This is a genomic window from Microbacterium testaceum (assembly GCF_001476655.1).
In the GTDB taxonomy this organism is placed as follows: Bacteria; Actinomycetota; Actinomycetes; order Actinomycetales; family Microbacteriaceae; genus Microbacterium; species Microbacterium testaceum_C.
The window spans coordinates 1-7,656 of sequence record NZ_LDRT01000108.1 but is presented as its reverse complement, the minus strand read 5'-3'; the positions used below and the strand labels follow the sequence as shown (position 1 = coordinate 7,656).

General features: G+C 71.3%; 7 protein-coding genes. 5 read left to right on the top strand and 2 right to left on the bottom strand.

The genetic code is table 11. The features are described 5' to 3' along the window. A partial coding sequence (locus NS220_RS14180) for an alpha-N-arabinofuranosidase (protein ID WP_058624684.1) occupies positions 1-1,308 on the top strand: 1,308 nt, incomplete at its 5' end. 176 nt (positions 1,309-1,484) lie between these two features. Here the strand turns inward: NS220_RS14180 and NS220_RS14175 are convergent. Then, positions 1,485-2,066 (bottom strand): 1,2-dihydroxy-3-keto-5-methylthiopentene dioxygenase, encoded by a 582-nt coding sequence (locus tag NS220_RS14175; protein ID WP_058624683.1) that lies wholly within the window; start codon positions 2,064-2,066, stop codon positions 1,485-1,487. 216 nt (positions 2,067-2,282) lie between these two features. Here NS220_RS14175 and NS220_RS14170 point away from each other — a divergent pair, with 216 nt between their 5' ends. Genes NS220_RS14170 through mtnK form a run of 4 tightly spaced genes read left to right on the top strand, consistent with a single transcriptional unit; the run spans position 2,283 to position 7,190 of the window. Next, positions 2,283-3,377 (top strand): substrate-binding domain-containing protein, encoded by a 1,095-nt coding sequence (locus NS220_RS14170; protein WP_058624682.1) that lies wholly within the window; start codon positions 2,283-2,285, stop codon positions 3,375-3,377. Then, entirely contained in the window at positions 3,374-4,936 is a 1,563-nt protein-coding gene (locus NS220_RS14165; protein ID WP_058624681.1) for a sugar ABC transporter ATP-binding protein, read from the top strand. Before NS220_RS14170 ends, NS220_RS14165 begins: the two co-directional genes overlap by 4 nt. Beyond that, positions 4,933-5,997 carry an ABC transporter permease gene (locus tag NS220_RS14160; RefSeq protein WP_058624680.1) on the top strand — a complete coding sequence of 355 codons (1,065 nt, stop codon included), beginning with the start codon at positions 4,933-4,935 and terminating at the stop codon, positions 5,995-5,997. Before NS220_RS14165 ends, NS220_RS14160 begins: the two co-directional genes overlap by 4 nt. Continuing rightward, positions 5,994-7,190, top strand: coding sequence for an S-methyl-5-thioribose kinase (mtnK, locus tag NS220_RS14155; protein WP_058624679.1), 1,197 nt, complete (start codon positions 5,994-5,996; stop codon positions 7,188-7,190). Before NS220_RS14160 ends, mtnK begins: the two co-directional genes overlap by 4 nt. Positions 7,191-7,426: 236 nt before the next feature. On the opposite strand, the gene NS220_RS14150 is transcribed toward mtnK, so the two are convergent. Beyond that, on the bottom strand, positions 7,427-7,656 hold a 230-nt coding region (locus tag NS220_RS14150), incomplete at its 5' end, for a class II aldolase/adducin family protein (protein ID WP_193755378.1).

Below are 7,656 nucleotides of genomic sequence, written 5' to 3'. Positions count from 1 at the left end.
GGCGGCAACTTCGTCTCGGGCTTCCGGTGGGAGGACAGCGTGGGGCCGCGCGAGCAGCGCCCGCGCCGCCTCGACCTCGCGTGGCACTCGACCGAGACGAACGAGATCGGCCTTCACGAGTTCTCGGATTGGCTCGACAAGGCCGGAAGCGACCTGATGCTCGCCGTCAACCTCGGCACCCGGGGCGTGCTCGAGGCGCTCGACCTGCTCGAGTACAGCAACGTGCCCGGGGGCACGACCCTGTCGCAGCAGCGCATCGACAACGGCCGTTCGGAGCCATTCGGCGTGCAGGTGTGGTGCCTCGGCAACGAGATGGACGGACCGTGGCAGCTCGGCCACCGCTCGGCCGACGACTACGGCAAGGTCGCCTCGCAGACCGCGAAGGGCATGCGCCAGCTCGACCCCTCGATCGAGCTCGTGGTGTGCGGGTCGTCGGGGGCGCAGATGCCGACGTTCGGCGAGTGGGAGCGCGTCGTGCTGGAGCACACGTACGACGACGTCGACATGATCTCGTGCCACGCGTACTACCAGGAGCACGACGGCGACATCGACTCGTTCCTCGCCTCGTCCGTCGACATGGACCGCTTCATCGAGGCCGTCGTCGCGACCGCCGACCACGTCGGCGCTGTGCGCGGCAGCGCGAAGAAGATCGACATCTCCTTCGACGAGTGGAACGTCTGGTACATCGATCGGGTCGCGTCGGTGAAGCCGACCGCGATCGACGACTGGCCCGTCGCCCCGCGCCTGCTCGAGGACGTGTACTCGGCTCTGGATGCCGTGGTCTTCGGCAGCCTCCTGATCTCGCTGCTCACGCACACCGACCGGGTGGCATCCGCCTCCCTCGCCCAGCTCGTCAACGTGATCGCCCCGATCATGACCGAGCCCGGCGGACCGTCCTGGCGCCAGACGACGTTCTTCCCCTTCGCGATCACGTCGCGCCTCGCACAGGGCGACGCCGTGCGCCTGCAGGTCGACGCGCCGCTCATCGAGACCGCGAAGTTCGGAGCGGTCCCGGCGGTGGACGCCGTCGCGACCCACGACGCCGAGACCGGGGCGAGCGCGATCTTCCTCGTGCACCGCGGGCGCGAAGACGCCGTGGACCTCGCGATCGACATCAGCGGACTGGGCGACGTCGAGATCGTCGAGGCGCACGTGCTGCACGACGACGACCCCTACGCGCGCAACACGCTCGAGGACCCCGAGCGCGTGCAGCCCCGGACGCTCGAGACCCGCGTGGCCGACGGCATCCTGCACGTGACGCTCCCGCCCATCGCGTGGGCGGCGCTGTCGCTGCGGCGTCTCGGCTGACGTCGCAGGCGGTGCGGCGCGCGGGCGGAACGCCTGGGCCGTGCCGCGGGGCGGACGTCGCGCACGCAGAAACGCCCGGTTGCCGCAGAATCCGTGAGAGAAACTGCGAGAACCGGGCGTTTCTGCGAGGTCTGGCGCGGGCCGGGCCGGGCCGCGCCCGCAGCCCGCGCCGCCCGTCAGGCCAGCTGCGCGCGGCGCTCGGCGAGCTGGTCGAACGTCGCGAACGACTCGGCGATGGGGCTGCCGGTGAAGTGGCCGACCCAGCCGTCGTCGTCGTGGAAGAACCGCACGCTGACGTAGTGGGGCGCGGTGCCCATGTCGAACCAGTGGGTGGTGTTGGCCGGCACCGAGATGAGGTCGCCCGCCTCGCAGTACACCGCGTGCACCTTCTCGTTGGCGTGCAGGTAGAACACACCGGCGCCCTTGGCGAAGTAGCGGTCCTCGTCGTCGTCGTGCTGGTGCTCGGAGAGGAACTTCTGGCGCGAGGGGGTCTTCACCTCGTCGTAGTTCTCCTGCGCGGGGTCGAGGGCGACGACGTCGACGAGTGTGTAGCCCTCGCGCTGCTTGACCTCGCCGATCTCGTCGGCGTACAGCGCGAGGACGTCGTCCTGCGACGCGCCGGAGGGAACGTCGCGGATCTCCCAGCGCGAGAAGCGCGCGCCGAGCTCGGCCAGCGCCTCGCGGATCTCGGCCTCGTCGGTGGTCTCGAGCACGGGCGTGCTCGGGTCGGTCTCTTTCCAGACGGTCAGGAGCGTCACGGCTCCTCCTCTCGGCGCGATGTGGGCGGAATGTTCCGATTCTCTCGCCGATTCGCCCCGAATGCCCACTTCTCCGGCGTGATCCGGGGCGGCGGTGTAACAAAGTGCAACCTCGAATAACCGACGCCCGGTCGGTGCTGCTTGACTGCTCGACGGCCGACCGGCGCAGCACCCGGGCGGACCCTCGCACCCGACTCCTCGACGAAGGGGACCACCGTGTCCGTTCGATCCCACCGCTGGGCGACACTCCTCGCGACCGCCGGCATCGCCGCCCTCGCCCTCTCCGGCTGCGCGCAGCAGAACACCGCGGCTCCCGCGGCCTCGGCCGCTCCCGTCCAGAAGGTCGAGAACCTGCCGGCGCCGTTCGACGGCGCCCCCGTCAAGGTCGCGCTCGTGCAGCAGTCCGGCGCCGGTGACTTCTTCACCGCGTGGACGGCGGGCGCGAAGGCGCAGGCCGCCGCGATCAACATCGACCTCACCGTCTACGACGCCCGCAACGACAACGCCAAGCAGGCGTCCGACCTCGAGCAGGCGATCGCCTCGAAGCCGGCCGCGATCATCGTCGACCACGGCCAGACCGACACGATCGAGTCGCACGTGCACGACGCGGTGGCCGCCGGCATCCCGGTCATCGTGTACGACCTCGCGCTCAACGACCCCACCGGCGTCATCGTGACCTCGCAGTCCGACGCGTCGATGGCGCAGGGCGTGCTCGACCAGCTCGTCGCCGACGTGGGCGACGGGGCCAAGGTGGGACTCGCCAGCACCGACGGCTTCGCGCCTCTCGAGCGCCGCAAGAAGGTGTGGGACCAGGTCGTCGCCGAGCACAACCTCGACCAGGTGTTCTTCACCGGCAAGGTCACCGAGTCGACCGCGACCGACAACATCCCGCTGATCGACGCCGCCCTCAAGGCGAACCCCGGGATCCAGGCGATCTTCGCCCCCTACGACGAGATCACGAAGGGCGTCGTGCAGGCCGTGCAGCAGAACAACCTGCAGGACAAGGTCAAGGTCTACGGCATCGACATCTCGAACGCCGACATCGAGGTCATGACCGCCGACGGCAGCCCCTGGGTGGCCACGAGCGCGACCGATCCCTCGGCGGTCGGCGCGGGCGTCGTGCGCGCACTGGCGCTGAAGCTCGCCGGTCAGCTCGACGAGACGAGCGTGCAGTTCCCCGCCATCACGATCACGCGCGACTTCCTGCTCGAGAAGGGCATCACCAACGTCGCCCAGCTGCGCGAGGCCGAGCCCTCGCTCCTGCTGAATGACACCGTGGTGGCCGACTGGCTCCCCGCCATCTCGGGATGACCTCACCGCTCTCCGCCGACGCCGCTGGGGCCGACGACACCTCCGTCGTCCGCCTGAGCGGCGTCGGCGTACGCTTCGGCACCCATCAGGTCCTCCGCGACGTCTCGCTCGCTCTGCACCCCGGCACGATCACCGCGCTGCTCGGGACGAACGGCGCCGGCAAGTCGACCCTGATCGGTGCGATCTCGGGTGCGAACGCGGCCTACACCGGCGACATCGCGGTCGGGGGAGAGGCGCTGCGCCTGACCTCGCCCGCCCGCGCCCGGCGGGCCGGTGTCGAGACCGTGCACCAGCGCATCGCGGACGGGATCGTCGCGGGGCTCAGCGTCGCCGACAACCTCGGGCTCACCGACCTCTCGCAGGGCGGCCACCGTCTGGTTCGCCGGGCCACCGCGGAGCGCGTGGCACGCGCCGCCCTCGAGCGGCTCGGCCTGTCGTGGTCCGATGAGGTCCTTCGAGCGGATGCCGCGCGCCTGGGCACCTCCGACGCCCAGCTCGTCGTGCTCGCTCGCGCCCTGCGCTCGACGCCGCGTCTGCTGATCCTCGACGAGCCCACCTCTGCCCTCACCGCCGCCGAGGCCGACCGTCTGTTCGCCGTCCTACGGGTTCTGCGCGACGAGGGGCTCGCGATCCTGTTCGTCAGCCACCGCTTCGGCGAGATCGAACGGCTCGCCGACCGGATCGTGGTGCTCCGCGACGGCCGGATCGAGCTCGAGGCGGAGCGCCCGTTCGACTGGCACGCGGCTCTCGAGGCGATGCTCGGCGTGCCCACCGAACTCCAGCAGCACGTGGAGGAACCGCTGCCCCCCGCCGCCGAGGCCCTCGTCGTCGAGGGCGCGCGTCTCCTCCCCGGGAGCGAGCCGCTCGATCTGCGTGTGCACGGCGGCCAGGTCACCGGCATCCTGGGCCTGCTCGGGGCGGGCAAGACCGAGCTCGCCGAACTCGTGACGGGCGTGCGCGCGGACGCCGAGGCGCGCCTGCGGCTCGATGGCACCGCGTACCGCCCGGCCGATCCCGGCGCAGCCCAGGCCGCAGGCGTCGTGCTCGTGCCCGAGGACCGCCAGCGCCAGGGCATCCAGCCCGGGTGGTCGATCGCCCACACCGTCGGCTTGCCGGTGCTGCGGACCCTGTCGCGCTTCGGCGTGATGGCCCCGGGCCGCGAACGCGCGGCCGCGGACGCCGTGGTCGCGGACTACGACGTCGTCACGCCCTCGATCGAGACGCGGGTCGACGACCTCTCGGGCGGCAACCAGCAGAAGGTCGTGGTCGGCCGCTGGCTGCGCACCGACCCGCGCCTCGCGGTGCTCGACGAGCCGTTCCGCGGCGTCGACATCGGCGCTCGGCGACGCATCGGCGCGGCCGTGCGGGAGCGGGCGACCACCGGCGCCGCGGTGATCGTGCTCTCGAGCGACGTCGACGAGATCCTCGAGGTCGCCGACCGGATCGTCGTCCTCGTCTCGGGCCGCATCGCCCTCGACACCCCCGCCGGACAGCTCGACCGCGCACGCATCGTCGCGGCGCTGCTCGACGACCCCGGCCACCGGAAGGAAACCGCATGACCACCGTCTCCTCCCCCCGGCCCGGTCTCGCGCCCGCTCGACCGAGCGTCGGCTCCCGGATCGTGGATGCCATCGCGAAGTGGGGATTCGTGGCCGTGACCGCGCTGCTCATCGTGTTCTTCGCCCTCACCCAGCCGGCCTTCGCCACCCCCGAGAACGTCTTCGGGATGCTGAAGTTCATCGCCCCGATCGGTATCGCCGGCCTCGGTGTGACCCTCGCGATGACCGTGGGCGGCCTCGACCTCTCGGTCGGGGCGAACGCGGGATTCGCCGTGTCGATCGCCGCGTGGACGATGGTCATCGGCAACCAGGTGGGCGGGATCGCCGTCGGCGTCGTGCTGCTCTCGGGGGCGCTCATCGGGGCGATCAACGCCGCGCTCATCGTCTTCGCGCGCATCCCCGACCTGCTCGCGACCCTCGCCACGATGTTCACCGTGGTGGGACTGAAGCTCATCATCGTCGACGGCAAGTCCATCTCGTCGCAGATGACCCTCGACGACGGCACGACCGCCCCCGGACGCTTCACGCCCGACTTCGTGTGGTTCGACCGCGGTGCGATCGGGCCGGTGTCGGTGCCCGTCGTGCTCTTCCTCGGGCTCACGGTCGTGCTGTGGTTCGTGTTGGACCGCACGCGCTGGGGGCGCGCGCTGTTCGCGGTGGGCTCCAATCCCGAGGCTGCGCGCCTCGCCGGAATCCGCGTGAAGGTCTATCGGGCCGCGGCGTACATCGGCTGCGGCATCCTGGCCTCCATCGCGGGGCTCGTGCTGGCCGCGCGCATCGGCCAGGGAGACGTCACCGCCGGGAACAGCCTCCTGCTGGATGCCGTCGCGGTCGCGCTCGTGGGCGTCTCGGTGCTCGGCATCGGGCGGCCGAACGCGTGGGGCACGGCGCTCGGCGCGGTGCTCATCGCCGTGATGGTCACGGGCTTCTCGATGATGGGGCTGCCGTACTACATCCAAGACTTCGGGAAGGGGCTCGTGCTGCTGGTCGCCCTGCTGTTCAGCTTCACGTTCCGCCGCCGCAAGACCACCATCGTCGCCGGGAGCACCACCGCATCATGACTCTTCTGACCGATCAGTTGACCGTCGAGTCCGTCCCCGCGTTCCTCGCCGAGCGCCCGCACCTGGCGGGGCCGGTGGACCCGGCATCCATCGTCTCGGTCGTCGAGGTCGGCGACGGGAACCTGAACCTCGTCTTCATCGTGACGGATGCCGCCGGGCACGGCGTCGTGGTGAAGCAGTCGCTCCCGCACGTCCGCGTCGATCCCTCGTGGCCGCTCACGCGCGAGCGGGCGGCGCGCGAAGCGGTCGTCCTCGCGGCGCACGAACGGATCGACCCCGCGCACGTGCCGGCCTTCTACGGCTTCGACTCCGACGCCCTCGCGCTGTCGATCGAGGACCTCAGCGATCACGCGGTGTGGCGCGGAGAGCTGATCGCGGGGCGCGTGCACCCCTACGCCGCCGCCGAGCTGGGGCGGTACGTCGGGGCGATCGGCTTCGCGACGAGCGTGTTCGGGACGCCGGGGCCGGAGCGGCGGCGCCGGATCGCCGAGGCGACGAACCCCGAGCTCAGCGAGATCACCGAGGACCTGGTGTTCACCGAGCCGTATGTCGACCACGAGCACAACGGCTGGCTCGCCGCGAACGAGGAGGACGTGCGCGAGCTCCGCGCGGATCGTGCGTTCGTGCGCGAGATGGGGCTCGCGAAGCAGCGGTTCCAGGAGAGCACGCAGAGCCTGATGCACGGCGACCTGCACACGGGTTCGGTGTTCGTCCGTGCGGAGGGGGCGTCGGTGCGGGCGTTCGACTCGGAGTTCGGCACTTATGGCCCCACCGGCTTCGACCTGGGCGCCGTGTGGGCGAATCTCGTGATCGCCGCGGCGCGGGCGCACGTGCTCGGGCGTGCCGCCGACGCCGAGACGCTCCTGCGGCTCCCCGTCGAGCTCGTCGACGCGTTCGAGGCGGAGTTCCGCCGTCGCTGGCCCGACCGCGTCGACCCGCGCGTGTACGGCGACGAGGTGCTCGAGCACACGCTGGCGCAGGTGCGGTCGGATGCCGCCGCCTACGCCGCGGCCAAAGCCGTGCGGCGCATCGTCGGGTTCTCGAAGGTCGCCGATATGCAGACGCTTCCCGAGCCCGAGCGGGCTCTCGCGTCGCGTCTGGTGCTGCGCATCGCGCGAACCCTCGGCACCGCGCGCCTCGAGGACGCCGACCCGCGCGTGCTCACCGAGCGCACGGTGGCGCTGCTCGGCTGACGTTTACGTCGGGCTGTGGCCGGGGTTGCGGCCGGGGACGAGCCGGGGCCGGGGCGCTGCCGCCGGGCCGGGGCGCCGAGGCTACGGCATCCGGTGCCCTTCCGTCGATAAACGCCGTTCCTGTTGAAACACGCCGCGTCTGAGTGTGTCTCGACAGGAATAGCGTTTATCGACGGCGACGGCGACGGCGGCGACGGCGACGGCGAGTACGGCGGGCGGCGGCGCAGCGCGGCGGGTCAGCGCGTCGCGACGGCGAAGCGCAGGAGCCACTCCGTGATCTCGAGGTGGCGGCGGGCGGCGGCGACGTCGGCGCCCCACGCGTAGATGCCGTGGCTCGCGACGATGAGCGCGGGCACCTCGGGCACCTCGGCGGTGGCCGGGCGGTAGACCTCGTCGAACCAGGCCGCCTCGACGGTCATGTCCTGGTGGTTGCGGATCACCGGGATTGTGAAGTTGATCGCTTCGT

Excerpts from the sequence above, each read along its gene's own strand:
- NS220_RS14160 (WP_058624680.1), top strand. The coding sequence starts at position 4,933 with ATGACCACCGTCTCCTCCCCCCGGCCCGGTCTCGCGCCCGCTCGACCG.
- mtnK (WP_058624679.1), top strand. The coding sequence starts at position 5,994 with ATGACTCTTCTGACCGATCAGTTGACCGTCGAGTCCGTCCCCGCGTTC.
- NS220_RS14165 (WP_058624681.1), top strand. The coding sequence starts at position 3,374 with ATGACCTCACCGCTCTCCGCCGACGCCGCTGGGGCCGACGACACCTCC.